This is a genomic window from Fructilactobacillus sp. X2R5C3 (assembly GCF_059901325.1).
The window spans coordinates 33,401-58,757 of record NZ_JBWXUY010000001.1; the positions used below are offsets into that span (position 1 = coordinate 33,401).

Consider the following 25,357-nt stretch of genomic DNA (forward strand, 5'->3'; position numbering starts at 1 on the left):
ACTTAAATAATTCATCCTTTTTAATAAAGAAGAGTCTAGATCGTTTAATCTAGGCTCTTCTTTATTTTTAAATTTGAACGTTAGAGAATTGGTGACAATAAACGGCTAAAGTGCTGCTTAAAGTTTAACCACCATGATTCCGATTCAAACATCTTCGTTGTCTGCAGGGTACTATTCTTCAAGTCCTCTTCAAAAATTGCTCCCATTTGTTTTCCAAATGCTTCATCGTAGGTAAATGAATTAATCTCGAAGTTTAGTTTAAAACTACGATAATCCATGTTAGCTGACCCAACTGAGACAATTTTATCATCAACGACCACCGTTTTAGCGTGCATGAACCCGTTATTGTAGTAGTAAACTTTGACCCCCAGTTTGGTTAACTGACGTGCATAGTACTGGGTGGCACGGTATACGAACGGATGATCTGGCATGTCTGGCACAATGATTTGGACGTCAACGCCCGACATGGATGCAATCTTTAAAGCGTCCAAGACCGATGGGTCAGGGATTAAATATGGCGTAGTAATCTGGACCTTGCGTTTGGCCATCTCAATCATCTTAATGTAGCCAATCTTAATCTGTTCCATACTGGTATCAGGGCCACTGGAAACAATCTGCATGACCGCTTCACCGTCGGTATGAATAATTGGATAGTACTTCTTGATCATTTCTGGGTTGTTGGGATTAATTTGGAGTTTCCCATCAGTGGCGTTCCAATCCAAAATAAACTGGGACTGGAGTCCATAAATGGCGTTTCCGTGAATTCGAATTGAACAGTCCTGCCAATTACCAAACTTCTTACTCCAACCCATGTACTGGTCGCCGATGTTAAAGCCACCGACGTAAGCATGCTCACCATCGATCACTAGAATCTTGTGGTGATCTCGAAAGTTAACCCGAAAATCAAAGAAATTAGAATGGGTGTGTAAAAATGGGTAAGCATGGCCACCCGCTTCAAACAGCGGTTTAAAGAATTTCTGCGTGGTCCCCATCGAACCCCATGAGTCATAGATGACCCGGACGTCAACGCCCTCTTTGGCCTTCTCAACCAATGCCGCTAAGACCTTTTTCCCAATTTTATCAGCATAAAAAGTGTAGAATTCAAGGTTAATGGAACTTTTCGCGTTCTTAATGTCAGAAAACATCTGATCCATCAACTTGTCGCCATTAGTGAAAACGTCGATTTTGTTGTTGTCATAGAGTGGCGAGGTATCAGAATTCATAAACATGCGAACCATGTTAGCTGACTCCCACGCAATCTGTTTTGATGGTGTGTCAGCATCCTTCGGTTTTTTAAGCATTGCTTTTTCTTCACTAAGTTCGTGTCTCACGTGTTTTTTCACGCTACCCTTTAACCGAAAGAACTTACTCTTAGGTAGTTTTCTCCCAAAGAAAGCGTAAATAATGAAACCTAGTAATGGTAGAAATACCAGTACTAAAAGCCATGCCCACGTTGCGGCGATGTCTCGGGGTTGCCTGAACACGGTAATAATCGCAAAAATCGCATTACCGATGACGATAATGTGCCAAATTAACATCCAATCAATTGCCATTGTAGATCCTCCTAGGTTTTATACGTCTATAATACATAATTTTAAAAGACTTTGCTTACTTTTTTGCTAACGATGGATTAAAATGATATGTACTTCGCATGAAATAGCAGGTGATGAAAATGAATTCTTACTTTGTCCTTGGACTACATGGTGTACACAGTTTTTCGATTCTTCATCGATTAGTCAACGCCCTGATTGCCAATCCGCAGGTCGCAACCGTGGTCTTTGCCGCCATAGTAATCGCGATCTTAGTTTATCAATTGTTTTTGAAAAAATAAAAGTGTTTCATAGTTGGCGATTAGTAAACATCGTTCACAACTACGGAACACTTTTTATTATTTGTTCATTTATATCGATAATGATGATTAATTGTACTCTGAACACGTTGATTAATGATTAACAAGAATGCCAAACTGGAGAAAAGCAGTATTAGCATCGGAAAGTAATCGATGGGGAGACTAATTAGTACCAAAGATAACGATCCAAATATCATAAATTCAACGACGTACAATCCAATTTTTAAAAACCACTTCATCTTACTCTCCCACCTATTCTACTGCTTGTTTAATAATTATTGATGCAAATTATACAAGCAATATAAATCGGTGTCTACCGCTTAGTAGCGGTGTTTTGGAATTTTAACCCGCTGTTAAATGGATTGTAATAGTGTATAATGTCACAAACACTTTTTTCATGTCAAAACAACGAATGTAAATCTAAAAAAGAGGTAACCTACTGTGAAACGAACTTACGTTAAAACCAAAAATGGAATATTTACGTGTTTTTACCAATAACATTTTGTGATCAATAACTGTCCTAGCTATGCATCCCAATAACGATTCATTAAAGTATGAAGCCATTGTACGGGCAGCTGTATATCAATGCGACTGCCTTTTTTTATAATTATATATTATCATACGGAATAAAATAAGCCATAAAAAAACACCCTTCCCATCGGAAGAGTGTTAAATTAATTTTTATTGTAATGAATCCCATGGATCCAACTTGATTGGAGTCTTCTTCAAGACCTCTTTTTGAGTGTGTTTTAGATAACTCTTCTTAACAACCACTTCGTAAACGAAGTCCTGCATCCATTCGTCGGTCATTGCGAAGTAACCATCGTCTCCAACCTTCTTGCCCCAACTGTTTTCAACTTTCCACTTCGTTGGAACGTCGTTGATTAAATCAACACCAGCCAACGTCATGGCGTGAGAAACTTCAGCTTCGTGATACTTGAGACGTTCAGCCTTGGTCATGGTTATATCAACCCCGAATAAGGCGGATTGATGATAAAGTTTACTGTCTAAGTAACCCTTTTGTCGGTTCATTTGATGCAAGACGTCATTTCCAAACCAAACGGTCTCGCCATCTTTAAGTTGCTTAATGGCGGCTTCTTTCAGTTCGTCCATTGGAGCGTTCAAGAACTCAATTGGCATGCCACCCTCAACGTTGTTTTGACTTGGAAGAGAATACATCTCATCCATCTTCTTATCAGGTGAGTTGGTTAAAACGACGTAATCGTTTAAGTCAACGCCAATGTACTTGTCGTAAAATTGCTTGGGAGTCAAGCCTTGATCCAAATGATATTTCTTATCGTCATCACGATATTCAAGGTCAAAGGTCTTTGGTGGAACACCAAATGAATAAGCGGTCATGCGGTAGACCTCTGTCATCATCTTCTGTTTCATTTGGTTGATATCATCGTCTGAGGCATCAGAATTAACCAAGTCTCTGAGGACCATCCCGTCGTGACGTAACTTTCGATCCATCACTTCATCATAATCAGTGGTGTCATCAGTCACAGCGGTTTCTGGAAAGGCCTCTTTTGGCATCACGCCGTACTTTTGAACCAGTGCCGCGGCCATGGACCATTGACCACCGTCTTCACCTGGCATACTCAAATAAAAATCAACATCCCGGTCACTCGTTTTACGATCGGCCAGTGCAATCATCCGATCGTAAAACATGTTAGCCCGTTCAATCTTATCCCAGAAGAACAGGTAGTTTTGGGATAACTCAAAGTCTTTCTTGTTGTACTTGACCGCAAACTTATGTCTCAAGGTGTTTAACAATGAAAATAGCCAGCAGCGGCCACTGTGTTTCTGATTAGAAACCGTTCCCGTATCAATGTCAATTGAAAAGGTGCGGTTTAAGCGGACTGCGGTCTTAGGATCTTCAGAAGCTTTATCAATCCCGTTGGTCATGATGGCCCGTGAGATCACTTCATTTTTTGGTTGCACTTCCAGATCGGCCTGCATTTGATCAACGTCATCTGGTGTAATTGGGTGGTTAAATTCTGTCATTATTCTTGTCCTTTCTTTCGATTAATTAGTTAATTGTAATTCTAAGTCTCAACTAATCGTTTTACAAGCGAAGGGACTAAAAATTAGGATTCGTCATCCGCATCAGTTCGGGACCTCGGTTTACCAGTAGCATGCCCTTCCCGTCTTCAAACGACAGTCCCTCAAATTCACGGTGACCGTCGGTAATAATCGTCCGGATGTCGCTGGTCTTGAGGTGGCCTAACTTATTGACCGGAATTCGCATGACCCCACCATTAGAAACGAGGTAAAGGTTATTATTCTGACCGTTATATGCCAGTGACTGGGGTACAATGCCAGGAGCGTGTCGGATTAATTGCGGGATTAGTTTGAACTTAGCTCCCCGTTCGTTAATCTGACCGCGATAAATCTTGACGGCTCCCCTTGGAGCGATGCCGTGATGAGTAATGCTGTAAAAATACGCCCGACCGGTTTTATCAAAGGCGAGGACCATTCCCATTGGAACCTTACCAGGAATGGTCGACTGAACCCGTGCTCTGACTTTTTGTTCTGGCTTTAAAGTCTCCATGTTCAGACGTTGGACAACCGGCTTAAACCCATTCTGTTTGATAAACCACATCTGTTTATTCTTAGGGTTATAGGCCATCGACTGCCCGTGCCCCGTGTGAAAGACGGGCCCAACCTTGATGGCGGCCAATTCGGTCTTACTATGACGAAACTTCCCCATGTAGCCTGGCAAGTCAAATCCCAGTTCGTTTAGCTTTTTTAAATCATAGCGCACCACGAACCCGGTGTTGGAGCCACCGTAGAAGGTGTACATAACGTACGCATACTGTCCGTGTAGCACCACACTCTGTGGATTACGCATCAACCGGTGATTGCGGTCGTTCAAACGCGCGTGTCTACTGGTATAAGTAGGTAAAAAGTACTGGGTGATAAAGTCAGAATGACCCTCACCCCGAATTGTATGTAAAGTGTTCGGATAGTTCTCATTTGGTTTATAGGCCGATTCGTATGGATAATAGCCCCGTGAGTAATCCTTGTTGTCAACTACCTGATAGGCGTGTGCTTGTTTTGATGATTGGGTCTCATTTTGATTTGATTTCATAAATTCTAAAAAATAAAAAATGACGACCAATCCAACAAAAAGCAGGCACACCACAAATAAAAGCTTCTTCATCAATCCCTTCATATAATCCCCCAAAAATTAATTTAAATAAAAAGCTCATCATAAATATGATGAGCTTTTTATTGATTTAATATCCTAATTCATTAATATTATACCGCTTTTGCTTGGTGGTACTCCATGGGAAGGTCTTGACAACTCCCACGACCTTCTTCTTTGGAACAAAGCCCCAGTAACGGCTATCGTTTGAGACGCTCCGGTGATCACCTAGAACGAAGTACTCACCTTTAGGTACTTTAACGGCACCCTTATTTTTAGGCCAGTTCTTGGATAAACTAGTTAGATCCCAGTCACCAGGCATCCGGTTGTAGTAGGTTCCTTGTTGCTGCTGACTCTTACTGATGTAATCCTGATTAACCCTCTTGTTGTTAACGTAGATACTGCCACCCTTAAAGGCAACGGTGTCACCAGGAAGTCCAATCACCCGCTTAACGTAGTCGGTGTTCGGGGCAGCAGTGGGATCCTCCCCCGCCGCATTAAATACAACGACACTTCGATGCTTAATCTTCGCCTGTCTGAAAACCATGATCCGTTCTCCATTTTCAAGGTTCGGCTGCATCGATGGTCCATCAACCTTGGCCAGCGTAAATAGATATTGTCTGATTATTAAGGCTAGGATCAGTCCAATCACAATCGGAATCACCCAACTCATGACGCTCTTAAAAAATTTCATTTCAGATTCTCCTCAATCATTATGTATAATTTTATTCTATCACTAATGATTTGTCAGGGATGAACTCCATCCCGAAAATTTCCTTTATATATTTAGTAAGTATACCTTATAATAGCAATTAGTGCGTCATTGATCGCAAATTTTTTACTAGGGATGAAAAAATGGAAACAAAGAAAAGTCACGTCATTTGGTTAGCGGTCTTACTTGGGATCGTTAGCGCAACTGGTCCACTCTCAATGGACCTATACATGCCAGCGCTCCCACAGATGATGGCAACGTTTCACACCAACGCCTCCATGATGCAACTAAGTATCACTGCTTGTCTGATTGGCCTGGCGGTTGGACAAGTCATCATCGGCCCCTTAAGTGACCATTATGGTAGAAAACCACTACTAATCATCGGTTTTATCCTATTTAGTGTCTCATCTGCAATGATCGCGTTCATTCCCAATATCTATGCCTTAATCACTTTAAGACTCATTCAAGGAATCGCTGGAGCAACCGGTCAAGTCATTTCTAGAGCCGTCGCTCGTGACATGTTTTCAGGAAAAATCCTGACCCGTTTTTATTCACTATTGACTGCTGTTAACGGCATCTTCCCAATCATTGCTCCCATCTTTGGTGGTTTAATCATTAAAATTACCGACTGGCAGGGAATCTTTCTCATTTTAGGGGTGATCGGAATCGTCATCGTTTTCATGTGCCTCTTTGGCATTCCCGAAACCTTAACGCCCGAAAACCGCAGCACCGGTTCCCTTTTTCAATCCGAAGTACAGATGTTTTACCTACTAAAGGATCCCAAGTTTCTCCGCCTGGTGCTCGCAACCGGACTGGTCTACGGGTCGCTATTTAGCTACATTTCTTCCTCTTCCTTTGTCTTTCAGAGTCAGTTTCACATGTCAGTCACCGAATTTAGCTTCTTATACGCCATAAACGGAGTTGCAATTGGGATTGGTAGTGCGTTGCCGGGTCGTTTGGTAATGAAAACCGACTCCATCACCCTATTAAAATGGTTCATTAAGACCACCATCATCACTAGTTTCATCCTGATTCTCAGTGCCATCTGGTTTAAAAACCTGTTAGTGGTTATTATCCTAGTCTTCATCATTCTCATCTTTATTGGTGCCATGCTGACGTTATCCACGACCGTCGCCATGAACGCTGCCAGTAAGAACGCCGGCAGTGCCTCAGCTCTTGTGGGTCTAACGCAAAACGCCATGGGTGGAATTGTTTCACCACTCGTTGGTATCATGGGTGAAAATACGTATTTGCCAATGGGACTCATCATTTTAATTGCCATGATTCTGATTAACTTATTGTTGGTCAGACCAAAAACTGTGAGAAAATAAAGCTAATAATTAATTTTTTCTGCAGGTTTTCTGCAGATTTATTCTATCAGTAAGGAGAACACCCCATGCTCACCACCAAAAACAAACGCTTCGACTCCTTCTCACTTGTAGTCGGACTCTACTTTTTATTTGTTGCGTTCCTCCTATTTATCCGACCAATTGGCTCTTTAATCACCATTATGGCGCTTGGAACCCTACTAGTCGGAATCTATCGCTACGTTCTGTACTACGAGTTGTCCAACTATTTCAATGTGATTAATAAGACCTTGATTGTAACGGGAACGATTGAAATCGTAATCAGTACCATCTTGTTTTTTCATCAATTCTTGAACTTTCACGTGGTCCTGATCTTAATATTTGCCTGGATAATCGTGGACTCCCTCACTGAACTTTTAACGGTCAGATTCATTCCTAAAGTTCGGAAGTGGTACCACGTAGTCGTGATTGGCCTGGGGATTTTGGGCATTATCGTTTCAGTTGCCCTCACCATTCTGTCGTTTGTTTCCACCTCAGAAATGGTCATCTTATTGGCCTTGTTCTTCGTCGCTGATGGCATCGTCATTGCCGTTCGAGCATTTTAAGGAGTGAATTAATGATCGAAATTATTTTCAGCTCAATCGTGGCTTATTTTTCAACCAATCTGGATTACCTGCTCGTCTTGGTCCTCTTGTTAGGAGCTTATAAGAGCCCAAAGTTGGTCCTAACTGGTGACTTAATTGGAACGGTGGGATTAACTATCCTACCGATGGCGATTGCACGGATTCTCGGGGCTGTTCCCCAGATGTGGATTCTCGGCCTTCTTGGGATCTTCCCCATTTTATTTGGAATTAAGGAGTTATTTCCACCCAAACCCCACTCTAGTAGTGACATCAGTACCAGTAATGGATCAAAATTTAAAATTGTGATGAAAGTCGTGGCGATTACCATTACCGCGTGTGGTGCTGATAACGTCGCCGTCTTCATACCTATCTTCATTCGCAAAACTAACTTAGAACTACTCCTAGCACTCATCACCATGCTCATCATGGCGGTCATCTTTTTCTTCTGTGCCATCCTCATTGAGGACAATAAACCGATTAAAAATCTGTTAGGAAAATACGGTCGTTACCTGTCATCAATCGTGTACATTCTTCTAGGAATCTCCGTTTTAATTCAAAACGGCACGATTGCCCATTTCTTTCATTAATTAACAAAAATGCATCCTAGTGGGATGCATTTTTCTTTTGTTTTATAACTCGTTTCATGAACTGATCCTTCTGGTCAAACACGGTCTCATTCATAAAACCACTCGGACCGTGGGGAACACCGTCAACAATGTGAACCTCAACGTTCTGTTTGCCAATGAACTTGATGAGTTCGGCCGCCATGTTAATCGTCTGAACGTACGGAACAACACGGTCACCGGTTCCCGCGTACAGAAGCGCCGGCACCATGGCTTCGTTGAGGTACGTCACCGGATTGGCCTCGGCAACTAGGTCAGGAACGTCAATCGGTCGGTGAAATCCCAGCATCGCGCCCTCAAACGAATCGGCGTCACCGGTCTCATAAAAGTTAGGTTTTTGCCCGAGCGCCTCAAACTCTGGCTTTAAAAGGTCCATTTCGTACAATCCGTACGAAGAAATCACGCCATCAACCTGACTTGAATAGTCAAAATGACTACCAAAATCACTTTCAAGGTGGCCACTGGCTTCAGAAGCTGCCAGTAACATCGCTAATTGAGCCCCTGATGATTCACCCATCATGAAAACTGCGTTACTATCAAAGTGATAACTATCAGCGTGAGCTTTCACGAAGCGCACCACGGCTTTTAATTCGTAGATTGCGGTGGGAAATGGTTTCATGTAACTAAGTGAGTAATTGGGACTGACAACCGCGTAACCGCGCTTTAACAGTTCCAAAGCGCCGTTTAATTTAAAGGAACTCTTCTGTCCGAAGTACATTCCGCCGCCATGCACATCAATGATGACGGGGTAACGGCCGCGCTTTTCATTTGGCAGGTAAACGTCAAGCTTGTGTCGTTCTCCATCCGCATAGGCCACATCGATGAACTTGCGGTCCACGAAGTCAGAATCGGCTGGTGAAAATTTATGTTCACGTTCAATGAATTTAACCATTTTAAGACTCCTTTGAAGTAGTTAATTTTATGATAATTCAAAAGCAGAAGGGCGGCAATTATTCCTACTTAATCGTGATGGTTTTGCCCTGATTCAGATTAAATTAATTTATTTTACAAAAGTCAGTTTTTTCTATTGCTTTTTTAAAAAAAGAGGCTAAAATCAGTCCACGGTTGTTTAGAAGCACATTCTAAACGTTATTTGGAAAAAGGGGTGAGAAACATTGGATAACAAAATTCTAACTGACGATGATTACGCCAAAATGCCATTGTCAGATCTCACTAGCACGCTAGACACATCGAGCACCAAGGGTCTAACTACCAGCGAGGCCAAACAAAAGTTACAAAAAAACGGAGCCAACGTCATCAAGAAAGGTAAGCAGGAATCGGTTTTAATCGCCTTCCTTAAAAACTTCACTTCACTAATGGCCATGCTGCTGTGGGTCAGTGGTGTGATTGCCATTCTGGCAGGCACCGTCGACCTTGGAATCGCAATTTGGGCAGTCAACATTATTAATGGTCTCTTCTCATTTTGGGAGGAACATGCAGCCAAAAAGGCCACCGACGCCCTTAGTAATCTACTGCCAACCTACGTCAACGTCATCAGAAACGGGAAATCAGTTCAAATCAACGCTGATGGGATTGTCCCCGGCGACCTCCTGCAACTGCAAGCGGGTAACGCCATCCCAGTTGACGGAGTCGTGGTCCATTCTTCATCACTACAGGTGGACGAATCTGCTCTAACCGGTGAATCACTTCCGGTTGATAAGAACAATAAGTACCAACATGGTGACGGAAAGTTTGCCATCAGTAACGTGGTCTACGCTGGGACCGTTGTCACTAACGGAACGGCGACCGTCTTAGCCGTTAAGACCGGGATGAACACCGAATTTGGTAAGATTGCCAGCCTGACGCAAAACCAGAAGAAGACGGACTCACCACTTACTAAGGAATTGAACCGTTTGACCCGTCAAATTTCCATTATTGCTTTTGCGATTGGAATTACGTTCTTTATCCTGGCAATTTACTTTGTTCATTACCCGCTTGCCAAGTCGTTTATCTTCGCACTGGGAATGATCGTGGCCTTCATACCGGAGGGACTCCTTCCGACCGTCACGTTGTCTCTAGCCCACGGCACTCAGGTCATGGCCAAACGCCACGCCCTTTTAAAAGACTTAGACAGCGTTGAGACCCTGGGTGAAACAAACGTAATCTGTTCTGATAAGACCGGAACGCTGACCCAAAATCAGATGACGGTCAACCACGTCTGGCTTCCAGACAAAGAGTATACCGTCACCGGAACGGGGTACTTCAATAACGGCAACATCCAGTTCAACGGCAAAAATGTCAATCTCGCTCACGAACCGGATTTGGCCCTTTTGTTAAAGATTGCCCTGTTAAATAATGACACGGCCATTAAGTACGACCCGGACAACAAGAAAGCTCCGTCAATTTTAGGAACTCCAACCGAAGCCGGATTGAACATCTTGACCGACAAGGCCGGTTTAAACCGTGACACTGCGGCAAAACAGACGCCGAGACTAAAAGAACTCCCATTTGACGCCAATCGGCGCCGCATGACCACGATTCAAAAGACGGCGCCAGACGGCAGTAACGTCATTTACACCAAGGGTGCCCTTGATAACATTCTTTCGATTTGTGACAAAATCCTAGTAAACGGTCAGGTGCGCCCCATCACCGCAACTGACAGGCAAAAGATTAACCAAGCTAATGCCGACTACGCTAAACAAGGACTGCGTTCACTCGCTTTTGCTTACCGCGATGACGACACCGATGATCCGAAACAAGCCACGATTGACAACACCGAAAAGAACCTCGCGTTTGTTGGTCTAGCCGTCATGTCCGATCCCCCACGAGAGGAAATCTTTGACGCCGTCAAGAAATGTAATAGTGCCAACATTCGGATCATCATGGTCACCGGTGACAGTTCCTTAACCGCCAAGAGTGTTGCCGTCCAAATCGGCATTACCTCTAACAAGGCGCGGGTCATCACCGGAGAAGAATTAACCAAGATGTCAGACGATCAACTTCAAGAAGCCGTCAAGGGTGAAGTCATCTTTGCCAGGGTGGCTCCGGAAGACAAGTATCGCATCGTCTCCATGTGTCAAAAAAACGGTGACGTGGTTGCCGCTACTGGTGACGGTGTCAACGACGCTCCAGCTCTAAAGAAAGCTAACATCGGCATCGCCATGGGGGTTAACGGAACCGACGTCGCCAAGGATGCCGCCGACATGATTTTAACCGACGACAACTTTGCCTCCATCGTTTCTGCCATTGAAGAAGGTCGAACCGTCTACAGCAACATCCAGAAGTTCCTCCTTTACATCTTGAACAGTAATATGGCCGAAGCCTTTCCATCAATTCTATTCCTAATCTCAAACGGTGCCATTCCACTCCCACTGACGGTTATGGAGATTTTAACCGTTGACCTGGGGACTGATCTCCTGCCAGCTCTGGGACTTGGAACCGAAAAGAGTGAACCGGGAATCATGAAACGGCCACCACGTTCAAGAAGCTCGCACCTGTTAAACAAGGGACTTATTATCAAAGCGTTTGGTTGGTACGGACTATTTGCGTCTATCTTGTCAACTGGCGGTTACTTCTTTGCCAACTACCAACACGGTTGGCCCAAGATTCCACTAGCTGGCAGTGGCACATTTTACGCCGAAGCCACTACCATGACGCTAGCTACCATCGGCTTCTGTCAAATCGCTGCCGTCCTTAACTGTCGAACCGATTCAACCTCCCTATTTAAAATTGGGATCTTTAGTAACCACCGCATCATGTGGGGCATCGCCTTTCAGATTGTCCTAATCACCCTCCTAATCTACGTTCCGTTTCTTCAAGGTGTCTTTGGAACCGCCGCAATTGGTGTCAGTGACTGGATCTATCTGATTGCCATCCCAATTCCACTGGTTCTAATCGATGAGGTCAGAAAGTACTTCGTAAGACGACACATCCACAACAAGTTCAACCAACACATGTCTCACCTACAAAAATTAGAAAAAGCCCTATAAAATTAAAAGAGGATGCTGAACGAATTGTTCAACATCCCCTTTTGGTATGGGTTTTAAAAATTGAGGTTTTAATAATTTAATGGCAATCAATCGTTACTTCAGAATCTGACAAAATTCAATGCGTTCATGGTTAGGACCATAGACGTTAAAGAATTTAATTCCCTTCGTCCAGTATGCCCCAATGTATTGAATTTGATCATCATCGACGTTCAGTCCCATTTCTTTAGCGGCCTTAAAGGCACTTTCAATGTCAGTGGTATTTAAGGCAAAGTGGTTAATCGCGCCATCAACTGGGTTGGTTGGCTCGCCTTCCCAAATTTCAAGGGTGAGGTTGTCGTATTTCATAAAGGCACAGTGAATGTTACCATTTGGGAAATCGCCAATCTTTTTAAATCCAAGTTTTTCATAATACTGAATGGTTTTGTTAAGGTCTTTGGTAGGAATTCCTACGTGTTGAAGACCAGTAAAGTAATCACTAATATTCATTTTCTTACTCCCCTTTTTATTATGCGATAATTGGTGTTCATCATTATCAACGTCGGTTGCCACCGTTGAATCTTCTATGCCATTAGACGTATCTAACGCTTGGTGCTTGAGGCTTGGAAAGACGACCTTATCGGCAATTCCGGTAATGCCACCCTGGAAAAGAAAGGCAAAAATCGTTCCAATCCCATAGTATTCAATTCGATGTGTGATCAAAATCGCAATTATTCCGATAACAGTCGGTGGGATGTATGAAGCCCACATTGCTTCAGCGGCGTTCCCCTTAAAATACTTGAAACGTAGGATCTGCATTAGATCGTCATTTGGGTGTAAGACCAGGTTGACCCGTTGATAAATCGAAATTCCAATCGCAATAAACGCAACTCCGATAAAGTTGACCAGCACGTAAACGGCGATTAAGCCCAACGAACGGGCCTCCGGTAACTTGATAATCTCGGTCAAAAGGTCATAGAACACCTGAACTAACCAGGAAAACGGAATCATGAAAATCATGTTTCCAATGGCTCTGCCCCAGTCCCATTTTCCAAGTAAGAGCGCATTCAAGATGATGATGGCGACTCCGATCAGGACGAAAGTCCAAAAAAGATTCCAATGAATCGCAATACTAAAGTTGGTTTCGGCCGCCGTCCAGTAAGCGGATCCCAAAAACTGCGGAACCACCTTGGCACTGGTGACCAACGTCAGAACGTTTCCAAGCGAATTGATGATGATTGAAATAATAAAATAAATAATCGAAGCACTCATCGAAATCGTTCGTGGTGTTTTCTTTGCAGTCATAACAATCACCACATTTTTCTATTTAAGGTCTGGGTTAACTGCGACAATCGACTTCCCCATCTTAGGGGTCGTATGATTTAGAACTCCTTCAACTTCGTCAAGCTTTAAAATATTATCCTGGAACGGAGTGGTCTTAACGGCACCGGATGCCAGTAAAGCAATCGCATCTTCAAAGGCATGGGGATTAATAATCGATCCTTTAATCGTTAACTGTTTCTTAAAAACATTGTAAGTATTCATTGAGAAGGTCTGATCAGGTTTACCGACTCCAAACATCAGCACTTGAGCACCCTTGTTGGTGTGCTCAGCAGCTTCTTCTTGAGTCTCAGGACGACCAACGGCTTCAACCACAAAATCATAATTTTCTTTAATCGGGGTCTTCGTCGTGTTAATCACGTTGTCTAACTTTAATTCAGTCTTCAAACGGTCAAGCACTGAGTCGTCTAGAATCCCGGCTAAATCAATTCGTTGAATCCCGTAGTCACGCAGGATTTGAGCGAACAGACGAGCCATGAAACCATCACCAATGATTAAAGCGTGTTGGTAAGGGGTAATGTTCTCGGTAATCTTCATTGCGTGAACCACACAAGAGATTGGTTCAAGTGAACATGCAGCTTGAAGTGAGACTGAATCTGGTAACTTGTAAACCACTTTTTCAGGTGCTGTAAAGTATTGAGCAAGTCCACCATTACGAGTTACTCCAATGGCTGACAAGTTGTCACAGAGTTCATAACGACCAGTTCGACAATAGAAACACTTGTCACAATAAATATTGGGGTCAACGGCCACCCGATCACCCTTTTTAAATTCTTGGACGTTTTTACCAACGGCGGCAACAATCCCAGAATTTTCGTGACCTAACACGATTGGTGGGGTAGCGTCAGTGGAGCCTGGTAGTCCGTTGAACAGCCCATTATCAGTCCCACAGATTCCGGCATAGGCAGTTTCAACTAAAACTTCATCGTCTTTTGGAGTTGGAGTGTCAATCTGCTCCATCTTCATCTTTTGTTTGGCAGTCATTACTAAAGCATTCATTTTATCGTTCATAATAAATAGCCTCTTTTTATCATGTTAAATTTAGTATTAATTAATAGTAAGTAAAATAAGCGCTTGTTTTTATTTACACATTCAATATATACTCGGAATTTTAATAATGCAACCGCTTACACTATTGGCATGGCAATAAATAACAACTTCACAAGCACTTCTGAATCAGCAAATATACTAAGATCAATATTTCAAATCATTTTGATTCTCATTTTATTCTGAAATAAATTAACATAAATAATAATTTCACAATAATTGTTTTGATAAAACGAAGTAAAAATGAAAATCACACGAATTGTTCGGAAATAAAAACATCCCCAAACCGCTAGAAGATGTCCTAGTGGTCCAGGGATGATTATCAAATTAAATTATTCAGATTAACTACATGATCAAAGTACTGTAGTTCAGACTTATAATGATAGACACTAAAGTTATAGATTATTGGTCAATACATAATTAATTAATGATTCTAAAAAACTATTTATATTGACCCATGCGGAAAATAGTTTCAGTAATTACTTGCGCTAAATCATTATTATTATACGTTACATCCTTTGATAATAATCCAACAAAAACATTCCAAAGTCCTCCAACAACAAACCATGTTGCAATTGAAATTTCTCCGTTGTCAGTAGTTTTCAAATGCCACATCATTGGAAAAGAATCATAGAATTGAGGTATTTTTTTGTTATATTCACTCAGCATGGTAGTTAACAAATTTTCTCTTTCCAATAATTTTAATTGTTTAGTGTAATTCCCCCAAAAATCAAAAAAGTTTTTTACAAAGATTTTAAAATCCTGTGACGTATTTATTTTTAACATGTCTAAATAACCATTCAACAATTCATCAAAATAAATTTTTAACAAATCATCTTTCGATTTAAAAATTCGATAAAAAGTTCGTCTGGATATTTGTGCATTTTGACTAATCTTTTCAACGGTTAATTTTTTATAAGAAGTCTTTGTTAATAGATCAAAAAAAGAATTAAAAATCCAAGTTTTTGTTTGTTTGGACATTCTGTTCGCCATCGTCAATTCCCTACTTTCTAATATTAATCGAAATATAAATCATACTGAATCAATTTATTATATGACACAATTACGATAAAAAGTGTCAAGAGTTAAGTTTACCCTTAATCTATTGCTATTTTTATTTTTTCTTTTTATTATACAAGTAGTTCTGGCACACGTGTAGCAGAATAAAAAAGAAAGAAAGAAAGAAAGAGATGATGTACTTTGCTTACAACAAAGAAAGCTATTGGATTTGGTGGACTAATCTTAGCAATGTTCATGGGAGCACTTGATGCTACGATTGTAAATATTGCATTGCCTAAAATCATGAATAGCTTTAATACAGGCTTAACAGATACGACCTGGGTAGCAACAATCTATGTTTTGGCAATGGCTGTATTCATGATTACAGCATCTAAAATTGCTGATATATATGGACGAAAAGTTATTATACTAATAGGTTGCTTGCTATTTGGAGCATTTTCATTTGCCTGTATGACAGCTACCTCACTAAACTTATTAATATTATATAGATTTATTCAGGGAATTGGCGGCGCTATCCTGACACCAATCGTTTTACCCATGGGTATTGAGCTCTTCGGAAAGAATAGTACAAGTCGTGTTGCAGCAACTATTGGTGCTTTCAGTGCTCTTGCTGCAGCAGGTGGACCAGCATTAGGTGGATTTATTTTAAACTGGGTAAGTTGGCGTTGGATATTTGGAATTAATGTCCCGATATCTGTAATTGCTTTTTTGGCAATTATTTTTGGAACCAATGAATCTTACGATCGTACCATATCCAAGAAAATTGACTGGATTGGAATGCTATTGCTGACAATTACAATGGGAGGATTAACATTCGGTTTATTAGAAGGTCATCAATACGGGTGGAGTTCACCAATTATTATCGGAAGCTTCTCCGCATTTGTTCTTGGATTACTTCTTTTCATTGTTACTGAGCTTAAGGTTTCCTCACCAATTATTCCATTAAACTTATTTAAAGAAGTTACTTTTACAACATCTAGTATTGTTTATCTAATTTTTGGATTCGCTATAATTGGCCCTTCATTAATTCTAAATTACTTTCTACAAAATGTAAGAAATTTCTCTGCCCTGCACTCTGCATATTTAATAATTCCAGCTTCATTAGCTATCTCAATTAGTATGCCTATAGCTACAAGTATGTATCATAAGTTAGGTGCTAAATTGTTGATTGGTATTGGTCTAGTTATTTCTGCCGGCGGACTTTTCATGATGGCACTAATAGACACAGGAACTCCAACATCCAATATCATCGCATGTAATTTAATAATTGGTGTTGGCCTTGGATTTACCGCAATTTCATTAGCAGCGTCTGTTAAATTCTTACCTATAAGTAAAAATGGAATTGGCTCAGGAGTTGTAAATGCCGCAAGATATGTAGGACAGTGTCTCGGAATGGCTATTTTGGTCACTTTATTAAACGCAAACGTTAACACAGCTAAAACTAATATTCGACATACTGCATATAATCAAATTAGAGTTTCTTATTTATCACCTCATTTAAAACAAGTAGCACATGAAGAAATTGGTAAAACCTTAAAAACAAGTAAAGATAATAAAAACATTTCTAGTAATCCAAATAAATTGAAAGAAAAAATTAAAGGCGCTGCTAAAGATACTAAAGGATTACCAGATCCTAAGCCAAAAACTTCTTATTCCGCTTTATATAATGCTAATAAGCAATTATCAATGGGGAGTCAAAAACTACTGAATATCCCACAATTACAATCCGTCATTAAACCTTTAGTTGTAGGACAAAATCACATTGAAGTTGCGATTAAACTACTCGCACAAAAGCAGCAATTAACTGAAGCATTAAACAAAGTAAAACATACAAAAAATCATCAATTAAGTCTAGCTTTCGATAATGTTTTTCTTGTTAATGGTTTGATTGTCTTACTGTGCACACCTTTAGCATATTGGACTGACAAAAAGAAAAAGTCTAAATGATCAAAAAACACCATTAAACTATAACATTTATATCTGCATACATTAATTTGAAAACTACTACATGTATAAATAATTTAAATACATTCGTAAATTGAACAAATTATATAATTTTACTAGGTTATTTGTCTTCGATATAAAATCAAGGACAAATAACCTATTTTTAATATAACTATTTTATAGATCCATTTAGATTAATTACATGATCAAAGTATCGTAGTTCAGACTTATTATGAACGACAGAAATAACGGTGCTGTTTTTTAAATATTTTCCCATTAATTCATAGAATATATTAACCGATTGTGGATCAAGTCCACTACTACTTTCATCAAACAAAACCACCGATGGGTCTTGAATAAAAGTTCGCAAAATCAGGATTTTCTGTTGCTCACCACCGGAAAAATGACTCTTAAATTCTTTGGTAGAATAATTTTTCAAAGCAGCATCTTTTGCAACTTTCTCTAATCCGATTTCGTCAAAAAGTTGATTAACTAAGTCAAACGATGTCTTCTGATTTCCTGGATACGTTAAATTATCGTATAACGATCGGTTAAATAACGGTGTATCCTGACCAAGATAAACAACATCAGTTGAACCTTCCGCTGGAATTATAATTTCACCCCTTTGTGGCACTATCAGTCCACCAATTATTTTTAACAACGTGCTTTTCCCTAAGCCATTATCACCAACAATCGCAGTTTTTTCACCCTTATGAATGTTTAATGACAAATGGCAAAAAATGTTTTTGCTATTACGATAACTAAATTTAATGTTTTTAACCTTCAACCAATCACTACCCGGGGCAAAAATTCTGCCTTCATGAAACGAACCCAAAACAGGATAGTGTAAATCGTCTAATCCTGACCTGATACGATCAAAAAGCTCAATCATCTCCAGATACTCGGACCCAAATTGACTCAAACTAATGATTGAATACACTAAAATTAAAAGTCCAGAAATGCTGTAGGCTTTGTTTTTACCAACAATGCTGATAAATACAATAATTCCAAAAGCCATCACCACAATAAATAACTGCTGGATAATCGCAGATCCATTAATTTTATTTTGTAATTTATAATAGATTTTTCTCTCATTATTTAGTAGGTTATTAAAAATATCGTTTTCATGGCCTAAACTTCTTAGCGAATAAATTGTTTCTTTATTATTATAAAAATCCAAGATGTATTCATTCACTTTGGAAGTTTTACTTAAAGAGTCGCGGACATATTGCCGATTTCTTCCCGACAATTTAACAGAAAGTAAAATGTAGATGAGAAAGACAATTAAATATGCAATTCCAATCATTAAATTCATTTTAGCCAAAATAACGGTATATAAAGAAAGTAAGGCAACTCCTTTAATCCCTGCTGGCATCACCTCTTGAATCAACTTACGACATGAAAATGATACCTCATCAATATAACTTTGAAGTTTGCCCACTTTTTCTGCTTGAAAATACTTATAACCACCCTTTTCGATGTTTGACCAGATCTCCTGTTTAGAATACTTACGTGTAGCCTGTAAAAAATAATTACTAACATAAGTGGTAATCGAAGGAATCATTAACGTTAAAAACAATAAACAACTCGTAAAGATAACTTTCTTACCGTTTGAATTAATGATATTACTTAGTAAATACGGCTGTAAATAGAAGATGGCATACGATACAAATAAAAATAAAAGGTAAATGATAATCTTCAAAATACCAATTCGTTTAATCAAATGCTTAGCAAAATATTTCATCGGCCTGCTCCCAATATCCAATATTAATTACCGTTAATTTTTATGTGATTCAAATAAATTGAGACAATCATAGCACCATCAAAAAAAGATGTTGAACTTAATGTTCAACACCTAAAAAAATCATTTATAAAATCTATTCATTTTGGATCTCTTCATTTTTTCTCAAAACATTGATTATCATAGATCCGATAAAGAAAATTAACACAACCACATTTAAAACCATCATTAAATTACTATTCGATACAAAAGCCGCAATAAACCACAAAGTGAGAGCGGCAACAATCATTGATAAGAACTCCATGATAGAAATAAAAGTGGACATCATCTTACTATTAACGTAATGCTGAAATTCAATATTAAGTTGATATGAATAGACATTGAACGGAATCTGTAAGAGCGTCAAAAAAACGACGGGCATAAAATCAAGCCTGAATACATTACACAACGCAAATAAAATCAGAATAAGTATCAGGTTAATAATATAAGATATCTTAGAAATTTTGATGTGTTTTAACATCATATTTCCAATAATTGAAAAGAGTTGAAACAACACATACACAATTCCGAAGTAAGCTTTAGAGATGTGGTCTTGTAACAAGATAAACTGCCAATATTGATAGAACACTTGGGCAAACATCTGCAAAAAGCACATCAGTACAATGATTACTGATAATTTACTGTTACTTTTAAGACTTTTAAGTCCGCCTACCATTTGACTTAAGGTGATCCGATCTTCCATCTTGATGTTTACTTTTGGAATTAAGCCTTGAATTAGTATAAAGGCAAGCACAAATCCTAATAAAGACACAATGTATATGTTAATTCCGATGTAGTTATAAATGGTTGCACCTAGTCCGCCACCAATTAATCCACTAAACAAAATCGCATAGTTGTTTTTCACGTTGAATTTTTTGATACTACCGTCATGATTTTTAATGGTTTTCACAAAATAGGTGTCTAAAGACCCTGTCATGCCCGCTGATGACATCCCATACAAAAACCATGCCACGCTGATTAGCAGAAATGATTTGGTCATAAAAGTTAAAAAATAAGAAATAAAAATCAAAATTAGAGAAAGTTGGTACATGTTCTTCTCTGAAATAATATCTGAAACAATACCAGATGGAATCTCCATTATGAGAGCTGCAACCATAAAAATACTTTGAATGATAGATATTTGACTGATAGAAAATCCCTTATCCAACAGAATTACGGATAAGATCGCATGCGGGAGGACCCTGGAAAAATTATACATAAAGTTTCCGGTTAAAAAGCTTTTTATTTGAGTACTTAAAGCATCGATAGGATCTCCTCCAATCAATCAGATTCTAAAAAAAGGGAAGAATATTTCTTCCCCTTTTACAATTAAGTTAGCTCTATTAAACAACTTCCGTTCTTATTGTTCAAACATAAATGTCAATATCATACTAATGGAAATATTCTTTCAGTAATTTTGATATTTTAAAATTATCTTCTTTACATGGAGTTAACTCCATAAGATATTATCTAACTAACAAAAATAAAGGAGATAATATTTTATGGATAACAAAAGATTTGAAAACGGCAAAAAATTGTTAGATAAGATCGATGCGTCTTCAGCCGATCAAGTTATGAAGTCATTGAATGAAGTTGCTCCAGATGTTGGATCTATGATTATTGAATTTGCTTTTAATGATATTTATGGAAGAGGAACCCTAAACTTAAAGCAACGAGAAATGATAACAATTACTTCCCTATTAACCCAAGGAGACACTAAAGAGCAATTAAAAGTTCATATTAATGGAAGTCTAAATGTTGGTCTTACAAAGAATGAAATAATCGAAACGTTTATCCAGTGCATACCATATGTTGGATTTCCTAAAGTGTTGAATGCAATTGAAGTAGCTAAAACTGTATTTAAATCACGTTAATTTATTTAGCCTTTTACTGTTAAAAATAAATTATTATATAGTATAATTAATGCTAATATAAATACAATTTTAGATCTATATCAACAGAATAGGATAATTAATTATGAATATTGGTGAATTTTCTAAAAAAGTAAACCTTTCAATGGATACAATACGGTACTATGAAAAATTGGGATTATTGAATCCGAAAAGATCTAAAAGCAATCGAAGAACGTACCAAGAAAAAGACATAAAATGGATTGAATTCATAAAAAGATTGAAACAAACTGGAATGCCATTAAAAACAATTGTTAAATATTCAATGTTACGAAAAAAGGGTAACAGGTCAATTGATGAAAGAATTTATTTATTAAATGAACATAAAAAACATCTTATTGAAAACAAAAATATCGTAAATAATTACATCAATTTTATAAACAAAAAATTAGAAATATATAAGCAAATGAAAAAAGAAAAGGAAAATTAATCATTCTTATTAAAAAGAGACTCACAATGGCAATCATTGTGAGTCTCTTTTTAGCTAAATTGATAATTAGTATTATATATCTTTTTATTTCTTGCTTATATTTATCGCCCTCACAAGCTCCTTTGCCACCGCTTTCGGTGATTGCGGATTTTGTCCCGTGATTAAGCGTCCATCCCTCACGACATGGCTTTTAAATGGTCGTACCTTTTCAAAATGGGCCCCGTGCTCTTCGGCAACCTTCTCATTTAAGAACGGCACTCTTTTATAGTTGCCACTTAAAACTTCCTCAGCAGTCGTAAAACCAGTAATCTTTTTATTAGAAATCAGATATTTCCCATCTGGCAGCTTAATGTTAAGGATTCCAGCAATGCCATGACACACCGAACAGATGTATCCACCGTTATTGTAGATTTCCAAACTGATTTTCTGTAACTGCGGGTTATCGGGAAAATCCCACATTACTCCGTGACCACCGGTATAGTAAATTGCCAAATAATCTTCTGGGTTAATGTCAGCTGGTTTCATAGTGTTAGACAATCCACGATTCTGATAGTCCCGATCTTGATACATCTTTAGGGTATCAGAATCAACATACGACGACTTCATACTTCTCGGATCAATCGGAATGTATGCCCCTTTCGGACTAAGATAGTCCACGTCGTATCCAGCCCTTTGAACTTCCGCCACAAACTCAGCTGATTCACCCAACCACAGACCAGTCAGTCGATTACTATTGGGAAAATTAGTCGTGTTAGTCTCGACCACTAAAATTTTTTTCATCGCAGCATCCTCCTATTTATCTTGACTCAGATATGACACTAAAATCGCCTTCACTCTCTTAGCCAGTTCACCTTTATCAACCTGTTTGTCTGATAAAACCAGCTCTTCGATGATGCCATCAATTCCGTAGCAAATGAAGTCTAGTTCCGTTTGACTGATGTCTTTAGTGACAAACGCCAGTTGTTCCCTGGTAAAATCGTTGAATTCTTTTCTGAACTGATACGAATCTTGACTTTTTAATAGATTACGAAAGAAGTTACGGTCCTGAGTGAAGAAATTAATCCAAAGTTCAATCTTTTCTTGGACTTTCGTGTCGTCGACATTCTGACAGGTCAACCTCAACTCTTTGAAATATGAATTCATAAGGTCCAAAACCAGCGCTGACTTGTCAGAATAGTGGTCGTAAAAAGATTTTCTCGTAATGTCGGCTTGATCGCAAATCATTTTCACCGAAATTTGATCTAAACTAGGTTTCTCCTGCAATAGTTCACGAAAGCTGTCTTGAATGGCTTTTTGGGTCTTTCGAACTCTTCTGTCAATCTTTTTTTCCATTAATAATCACCTTTTTTAAGTTCATAGTTGCAAATGCAACAGTTGTATTATAATATACTCGTGTAACTTAATCAATGAAACTTATATCATTTAGGAGGTAACTAATGAAAACAATCTTAATCACAGGAGCTAGCTCCGGAATGGGATATCAAACCGCTAAACGACTGGCAAACTCCGGTTATCAAGTTTTTGGAGCTGCCAGAAAAACGGACGCAATGGAACCATTAAAGGCTTTCGGGGTTACACCAATTAACATGGACGTTACCAACCAAGATTCGATGCAAAAAGGTGTTCATCAAGTTATCCAAACCGCCGGCAAGATTGACATCTTGATCAACGGTGCCGGTTATGGTTCTTTTGGCGCCATCGAAAACGTCAGTACTGAGGAAGCCAAACGCCAATTTGACGTCAACGTCTTCGGGTTAATTGCCCTAACCAAACTAGTTTTACCCTACATGGAAAAACAACACGCGGGCAAAATCATCAACATTTCTTCAATGGCGGGCCGGTTCAGTAGCCCACTCGCCGGCTGGTACTTCGCATCCAAACATGCGCTTGAAACTTTAAGTGATTCACTTCGAATGGAAGTAAGAAAGTTTGGCATCCAGGTGGTCTTAATCGAACCGGGGGTTGTAAAAAGTAACTGGTCCAAAATCGCTATGAACAAGCTGGTTAATTCCTCTAAGGGAACCAAGTACGAAGTAGCCGCTAAAGAAATGGCCAAAAAAACTAATAAAATCTATGCTTCAAAATTAGCGTCACAACCCACTCTGATTGCCAAAACAATTCAAAAAGTCGTTTTAGCCAAAAAGCCCAGACCACGATATCTCATTGGGTTTGGTGCGAAGCCAACCGCTTTCTTCAATGCCGTTTTACCAACGAGACTGATGGATCGTCTGATCCCTAAATTTATGTAAGAGGTCATCAATATGATTAAAATCCCCAAACAAATGACCGCGCTGCAACTGCTGAAATACCGAACGCCCTTCGTAAAGGACATCATCCCCGTTCCTCAAATCAATGACAACGAGGTCTTGGTGTCAATCGCGGCCTCGTCACTCAACCCAATCGACTACACCATTCAATCCGGTAAGGTAAAAATCATCATGCCGTACAAATTACCGATCACCGTCGGAAACGACTTTTCTGGAACGGTAGTCAAAATCGGTAAAAAGGTAACTAAATTCCAATTGGGTGACCAGGTGTACGGGCGTCCTGATGATTATCAAAGTGGCACTTTAACCGAATTCATCGCGATTGACGAGAACGAGATCGCCAAAACGCCTAGTAACTTAAGTCTAGTTGACGCTAGTGCTGTTCCCCTAGCCGGATTAACGAGCTACCAAACTTTAATTGAAATTGGCAAACTGAAAAGGGGCCAAAAAGTCTTCATTCAGGCCGGGTCTGGTGGCGTTGGTACCATGGCAATTCAGATTGCCAAAGCGCGGGGTGCCTTCGTTGCGACGACCACGAGTCAAAAGAACGTGGCGTTAATGCGCTCTTTAGGTGCCGATCAAGTGATTGATTATCATACGACGGATTTTTCCGAGGTGTTAAGTGATTACGACATTGCCTTTGACAGTCGTGGCGGCAAGACCCTCAAAGATACCTTTAAAATCTTAAAACCTGGTGGCAAGCTAATCACCATCAACGGAATTCCAACCTTCAAATTTGGAATGGAACACCATCTTGGTTGGTTTAAATCGATTTTATTTGGGATTGCTAGTGATCCCTTGCGACTTTTAGCCAAAAAACATCACGTTGAATACACCTTCTTCATCATGCATCCCAGTGGACCTCAACTGGACATTTTAACCCAGATGATTGAAAACCAGCAGTTAAGACCGATTATTGATAAGGTCTTCCCGTTTAGTGACGTGCTTGAAGGATATAAACTACTGGAATCACACCACGTTACTGGCAAGATAGTGATTGAGATGAAGTAAAACTATTTAATAAAAACCGTAAAAATAAAATGAAGTGCCAGATAAAGTTAAAATTCTATGTCTGGCACTTCATTTAATTTATTTAAATACATCAACAATTTCAGGAACAAACCATCCTATAAATCCTCCAAAAACGAACAACAGCCACCAATAATGAGAAATAAAATACCAAAAATTCATACTGTGCGTGTGTTTTACCACCGCTGATTATTGAGAATATATCAAATCTGCTATTTCAGCAGCTGTCATGATACAAAAAAGTTCACCACAGATTGAGACTTTTGTATCTTTTACTGATTTATTCATATCGAATAATAAATAATTATTTACATTAGTAAACAGGGGCCTAATTAGTGATAAAATAATAAGGCTGGCTCGTCGTAAATCTATTGCGAGGAGGTACTTCATATTGTTAATCCTTTTATCATCTATGTTAC

At 39.2% G+C, this 25,357-nt stretch carries 23 protein-coding genes and 1 pseudogene; 10 read left to right on the forward strand and 14 right to left on the reverse strand.

Annotated elements, in window-relative coordinates; genetic code table 11:
* Positions 1-80 precede the first annotated feature (80 nt).
* A complete protein-coding gene (gene cls / locus AC6UDE_RS00140; protein ID WP_500696203.1) occupies positions 81-1,553 on the reverse strand; it encodes a cardiolipin synthase in 1,473 nt (490 codons plus the stop codon).
* 119 nt (positions 1,554-1,672) lie between these two features.
* Between cls and AC6UDE_RS00145 the strand changes: the two genes are divergently transcribed.
* Positions 1,673-1,831 carry a hypothetical protein gene (locus tag AC6UDE_RS00145; RefSeq protein WP_500694255.1) on the forward strand — a complete coding sequence of 53 codons (159 nt, stop codon included), beginning with the start codon at positions 1,673-1,675 and terminating at the stop codon, positions 1,829-1,831.
* Between the two features lie 65 nt (positions 1,832-1,896).
* On the opposite strand, the gene AC6UDE_RS00150 is transcribed toward AC6UDE_RS00145, so the two are convergent.
* From AC6UDE_RS00150 to lepB, 4 genes are all read right to left on the reverse strand, one after another.
* Positions 1,897-2,088 carry a hypothetical protein gene (locus tag AC6UDE_RS00150; protein WP_500694254.1) on the reverse strand — a complete coding sequence of 64 codons (192 nt, stop codon included), beginning with the start codon at positions 2,086-2,088 and terminating at the stop codon, positions 1,897-1,899.
* A 442-nt stretch (positions 2,089-2,530) separates the two neighbouring features.
* Positions 2,531-3,856: a C1 family peptidase gene (locus AC6UDE_RS00155; protein WP_500696204.1), complete on the reverse strand. Its 1,326-nt coding sequence runs from the start codon at positions 3,854-3,856 to the stop codon at positions 2,531-2,533.
* A gap of 76 nt (positions 3,857-3,932) precedes the next feature.
* On the reverse strand, positions 3,933-4,943 hold the full coding sequence (locus AC6UDE_RS00160; RefSeq protein ID WP_500696205.1) for a hypothetical protein: 1,011 nt from the start codon (positions 4,941-4,943) through the stop codon (positions 3,933-3,935).
* Between the two features lie 148 nt (positions 4,944-5,091).
* Positions 5,092-5,694, reverse strand: a complete 603-nt coding sequence (gene lepB / locus AC6UDE_RS00165) for a signal peptidase I (protein ID WP_500696206.1) — start codon at positions 5,692-5,694, stop codon at positions 5,092-5,094.
* A 161-nt stretch (positions 5,695-5,855) separates the two neighbouring features.
* Here lepB and AC6UDE_RS00170 point away from each other — a divergent pair, with 161 nt between their 5' ends.
* From AC6UDE_RS00170 to AC6UDE_RS00180, 3 genes are all read left to right on the forward strand, one after another.
* A complete protein-coding gene (locus tag AC6UDE_RS00170; RefSeq protein ID WP_500696207.1) occupies positions 5,856-7,043 on the forward strand; it encodes a multidrug effflux MFS transporter in 1,188 nt (395 codons plus the stop codon).
* Between the two features lie 65 nt (positions 7,044-7,108).
* On the forward strand, positions 7,109-7,624 hold the full coding sequence (locus AC6UDE_RS00175) for a hypothetical protein (RefSeq protein WP_500696208.1): 516 nt from the start codon (positions 7,109-7,111) through the stop codon (positions 7,622-7,624).
* Positions 7,625-7,635: 11 nt separating this feature from the next.
* The gene (locus AC6UDE_RS00180) at positions 7,636-8,229 is read left to right on the forward strand and encodes a cadmium resistance transporter (RefSeq protein ID WP_500696209.1); all 594 of its coding nucleotides are present in this window, start codon (positions 7,636-7,638) and stop codon (positions 8,227-8,229) included.
* A gap of 16 nt (positions 8,230-8,245) precedes the next feature.
* On the opposite strand, the gene AC6UDE_RS00185 is transcribed toward AC6UDE_RS00180, so the two are convergent.
* Positions 8,246-9,157: an alpha/beta hydrolase fold domain-containing protein gene (locus AC6UDE_RS00185; protein ID WP_500696210.1), complete on the reverse strand. Its 912-nt coding sequence runs from the start codon at positions 9,155-9,157 to the stop codon at positions 8,246-8,248.
* 262 nt (positions 9,158-9,419) lie between these two features.
* Between AC6UDE_RS00185 and AC6UDE_RS00190 the strand changes: the two genes are divergently transcribed.
* Positions 9,420-12,194: a cation-translocating P-type ATPase gene (locus AC6UDE_RS00190; RefSeq protein ID WP_500696564.1), complete on the forward strand. Its 2,775-nt coding sequence runs from the start codon at positions 9,420-9,422 to the stop codon at positions 12,192-12,194.
* Between the two features lie 93 nt (positions 12,195-12,287).
* Here the strand turns inward: AC6UDE_RS00190 and AC6UDE_RS00195 are convergent, their stop codons facing one another.
* The 4 genes and pseudogenes from AC6UDE_RS00195 to AC6UDE_RS00210 form a co-directional block, all read right to left on the reverse strand.
* Positions 12,288-12,680, reverse strand: a complete 393-nt coding sequence (locus AC6UDE_RS00195) for a VOC family protein (protein ID WP_500696009.1) — start codon at positions 12,678-12,680, stop codon at positions 12,288-12,290.
* 72 nt (positions 12,681-12,752) lie between these two features.
* Positions 12,753-13,475, reverse strand: a pseudogene (locus tag AC6UDE_RS00200) (DUF6198 family protein); the annotation flags it as partial.
* An 18-nt stretch (positions 13,476-13,493) separates the two neighbouring features.
* On the reverse strand, positions 13,494-14,510 hold the full coding sequence (locus tag AC6UDE_RS00205; protein WP_500696565.1) for a zinc-dependent alcohol dehydrogenase family protein: 1,017 nt from the start codon (positions 14,508-14,510) through the stop codon (positions 13,494-13,496).
* Positions 14,511-14,999: 489 nt separating this feature from the next.
* A complete protein-coding gene (locus tag AC6UDE_RS00210) occupies positions 15,000-15,539 on the reverse strand; it encodes a TetR/AcrR family transcriptional regulator (protein WP_500696211.1) in 540 nt (179 codons plus the stop codon).
* A gap of 219 nt (positions 15,540-15,758) precedes the next feature.
* Here AC6UDE_RS00210 and AC6UDE_RS00215 point away from each other — a divergent pair, with 219 nt between their 5' ends.
* Entirely contained in the window at positions 15,759-17,525 is a 1,767-nt protein-coding gene (locus tag AC6UDE_RS00215; protein ID WP_500696212.1) for an MFS transporter, read from the forward strand.
* Positions 17,526-17,694: 169 nt separating this feature from the next.
* Here AC6UDE_RS00215 and AC6UDE_RS00220 read toward each other — a convergent pair whose 3' ends face one another.
* Together AC6UDE_RS00220 and AC6UDE_RS00225 are read right to left on the reverse strand one after the other, a co-directional pair.
* Complete coding sequence (locus tag AC6UDE_RS00220) at positions 17,695-19,266, reverse strand: ATP-binding cassette domain-containing protein (protein ID WP_500696213.1); 1,572 nt, start codon at positions 19,264-19,266, stop codon at positions 17,695-17,697.
* A gap of 133 nt (positions 19,267-19,399) precedes the next feature.
* Positions 19,400-20,521 (reverse strand): MFS transporter, encoded by a 1,122-nt coding sequence (locus AC6UDE_RS00225; RefSeq protein WP_500696214.1) that lies wholly within the window; start codon positions 20,519-20,521, stop codon positions 19,400-19,402.
* A 283-nt stretch (positions 20,522-20,804) separates the two neighbouring features.
* Between AC6UDE_RS00225 and AC6UDE_RS00230 the strand changes: the two genes are divergently transcribed.
* Positions 20,805-21,176: a carboxymuconolactone decarboxylase family protein gene (locus AC6UDE_RS00230; protein ID WP_500696215.1), complete on the forward strand. Its 372-nt coding sequence runs from the start codon at positions 20,805-20,807 to the stop codon at positions 21,174-21,176.
* 103 nt (positions 21,177-21,279) lie between these two features.
* Positions 21,280-21,642 carry a MerR family transcriptional regulator gene (locus AC6UDE_RS00235; RefSeq protein ID WP_500696216.1) on the forward strand — a complete coding sequence of 121 codons (363 nt, stop codon included), beginning with the start codon at positions 21,280-21,282 and terminating at the stop codon, positions 21,640-21,642.
* Positions 21,643-21,726: 84 nt separating this feature from the next.
* On the opposite strand, the gene AC6UDE_RS00240 is transcribed toward AC6UDE_RS00235, so the two are convergent.
* Complete coding sequence (locus AC6UDE_RS00240) at positions 21,727-22,422, reverse strand: type 1 glutamine amidotransferase domain-containing protein (RefSeq protein WP_500696217.1); 696 nt, start codon at positions 22,420-22,422, stop codon at positions 21,727-21,729.
* Positions 22,423-22,434: 12 nt separating this feature from the next.
* Positions 22,435-22,974, reverse strand: coding sequence for a TetR/AcrR family transcriptional regulator (locus tag AC6UDE_RS00245; RefSeq protein ID WP_500696218.1), 540 nt, complete (start codon positions 22,972-22,974; stop codon positions 22,435-22,437).
* 104 nt (positions 22,975-23,078) lie between these two features.
* On the opposite strand from AC6UDE_RS00245, the gene AC6UDE_RS00250 reads away from it, so the two are divergent.
* Positions 23,079-23,891, forward strand: a complete 813-nt coding sequence (locus AC6UDE_RS00250) for an oxidoreductase (protein WP_500696219.1) — start codon at positions 23,079-23,081, stop codon at positions 23,889-23,891.
* Between the two features lie 12 nt (positions 23,892-23,903).
* A complete protein-coding gene (locus AC6UDE_RS00255) occupies positions 23,904-24,920 on the forward strand; it encodes an NADP-dependent oxidoreductase (RefSeq protein WP_500696220.1) in 1,017 nt (338 codons plus the stop codon).
* Positions 24,921-25,357 lie beyond the last annotated feature (437 nt).

Bases quoted from the DNA above. Each gene is read 5' to 3' on its own strand.
- cls (WP_500696203.1), bottom strand. From the start codon at position 1,553: ATGGCAATTGATTGGATGTTAATTTGGCACATTATCGTCATCGGTAAT.
- AC6UDE_RS00145 (WP_500694255.1), top strand. From the start codon at position 1,673: ATGAATTCTTACTTTGTCCTTGGACTACATGGTGTACACAGTTTTTCG.
- AC6UDE_RS00150 (WP_500694254.1), bottom strand. From the start codon at position 2,088: ATGAAGTGGTTTTTAAAAATTGGATTGTACGTCGTTGAATTTATGATA.
- AC6UDE_RS00155 (WP_500696204.1), bottom strand. From the start codon at position 3,856: ATGACAGAATTTAACCACCCAATTACACCAGATGACGTTGATCAAATG.
- AC6UDE_RS00160 (WP_500696205.1), bottom strand. From the start codon at position 4,943: ATGAAATCAAATCAAAATGAGACCCAATCATCAAAACAAGCACACGCC.
- lepB (WP_500696206.1), bottom strand. From the start codon at position 5,694: ATGAAATTTTTTAAGAGCGTCATGAGTTGGGTGATTCCGATTGTGATT.
- AC6UDE_RS00170 (WP_500696207.1), top strand. From the start codon at position 5,856: ATGGAAACAAAGAAAAGTCACGTCATTTGGTTAGCGGTCTTACTTGGG.
- AC6UDE_RS00175 (WP_500696208.1), top strand. From the start codon at position 7,109: ATGCTCACCACCAAAAACAAACGCTTCGACTCCTTCTCACTTGTAGTC.
- AC6UDE_RS00180 (WP_500696209.1), top strand. From the start codon at position 7,636: ATGATCGAAATTATTTTCAGCTCAATCGTGGCTTATTTTTCAACCAAT.
- AC6UDE_RS00185 (WP_500696210.1), bottom strand. From the start codon at position 9,157: ATGGTTAAATTCATTGAACGTGAACATAAATTTTCACCAGCCGATTCT.
- AC6UDE_RS00190 (WP_500696564.1), top strand. From the start codon at position 9,420: ATGCCATTGTCAGATCTCACTAGCACGCTAGACACATCGAGCACCAAG.
- AC6UDE_RS00195 (WP_500696009.1), bottom strand. From the start codon at position 12,680: ATGAATATTAGTGATTACTTTACTGGTCTTCAACACGTAGGAATTCCT.
- AC6UDE_RS00205 (WP_500696565.1), bottom strand. From the start codon at position 14,510: ATGAATGCTTTAGTAATGACTGCCAAACAAAAGATGAAGATGGAGCAG.
- AC6UDE_RS00210 (WP_500696211.1), bottom strand. From the start codon at position 15,539: ATGTCCAAACAAACAAAAACTTGGATTTTTAATTCTTTTTTTGATCTA.
- AC6UDE_RS00220 (WP_500696213.1), bottom strand. From the start codon at position 19,266: ATGAAATATTTTGCTAAGCATTTGATTAAACGAATTGGTATTTTGAAG.
- AC6UDE_RS00225 (WP_500696214.1), bottom strand. From the start codon at position 20,521: ATGTATAATTTTTCCAGGGTCCTCCCGCATGCGATCTTATCCGTAATT.
- AC6UDE_RS00230 (WP_500696215.1), top strand. From the start codon at position 20,805: ATGGATAACAAAAGATTTGAAAACGGCAAAAAATTGTTAGATAAGATC.
- AC6UDE_RS00235 (WP_500696216.1), top strand. From the start codon at position 21,280: ATGAATATTGGTGAATTTTCTAAAAAAGTAAACCTTTCAATGGATACA.
- AC6UDE_RS00240 (WP_500696217.1), bottom strand. From the start codon at position 22,422: ATGAAAAAAATTTTAGTGGTCGAGACTAACACGACTAATTTTCCCAAT.
- AC6UDE_RS00245 (WP_500696218.1), bottom strand. From the start codon at position 22,974: ATGGAAAAAAAGATTGACAGAAGAGTTCGAAAGACCCAAAAAGCCATT.
- AC6UDE_RS00250 (WP_500696219.1), top strand. From the start codon at position 23,079: ATGAAAACAATCTTAATCACAGGAGCTAGCTCCGGAATGGGATATCAA.
- AC6UDE_RS00255 (WP_500696220.1), top strand. From the start codon at position 23,904: ATGATTAAAATCCCCAAACAAATGACCGCGCTGCAACTGCTGAAATAC.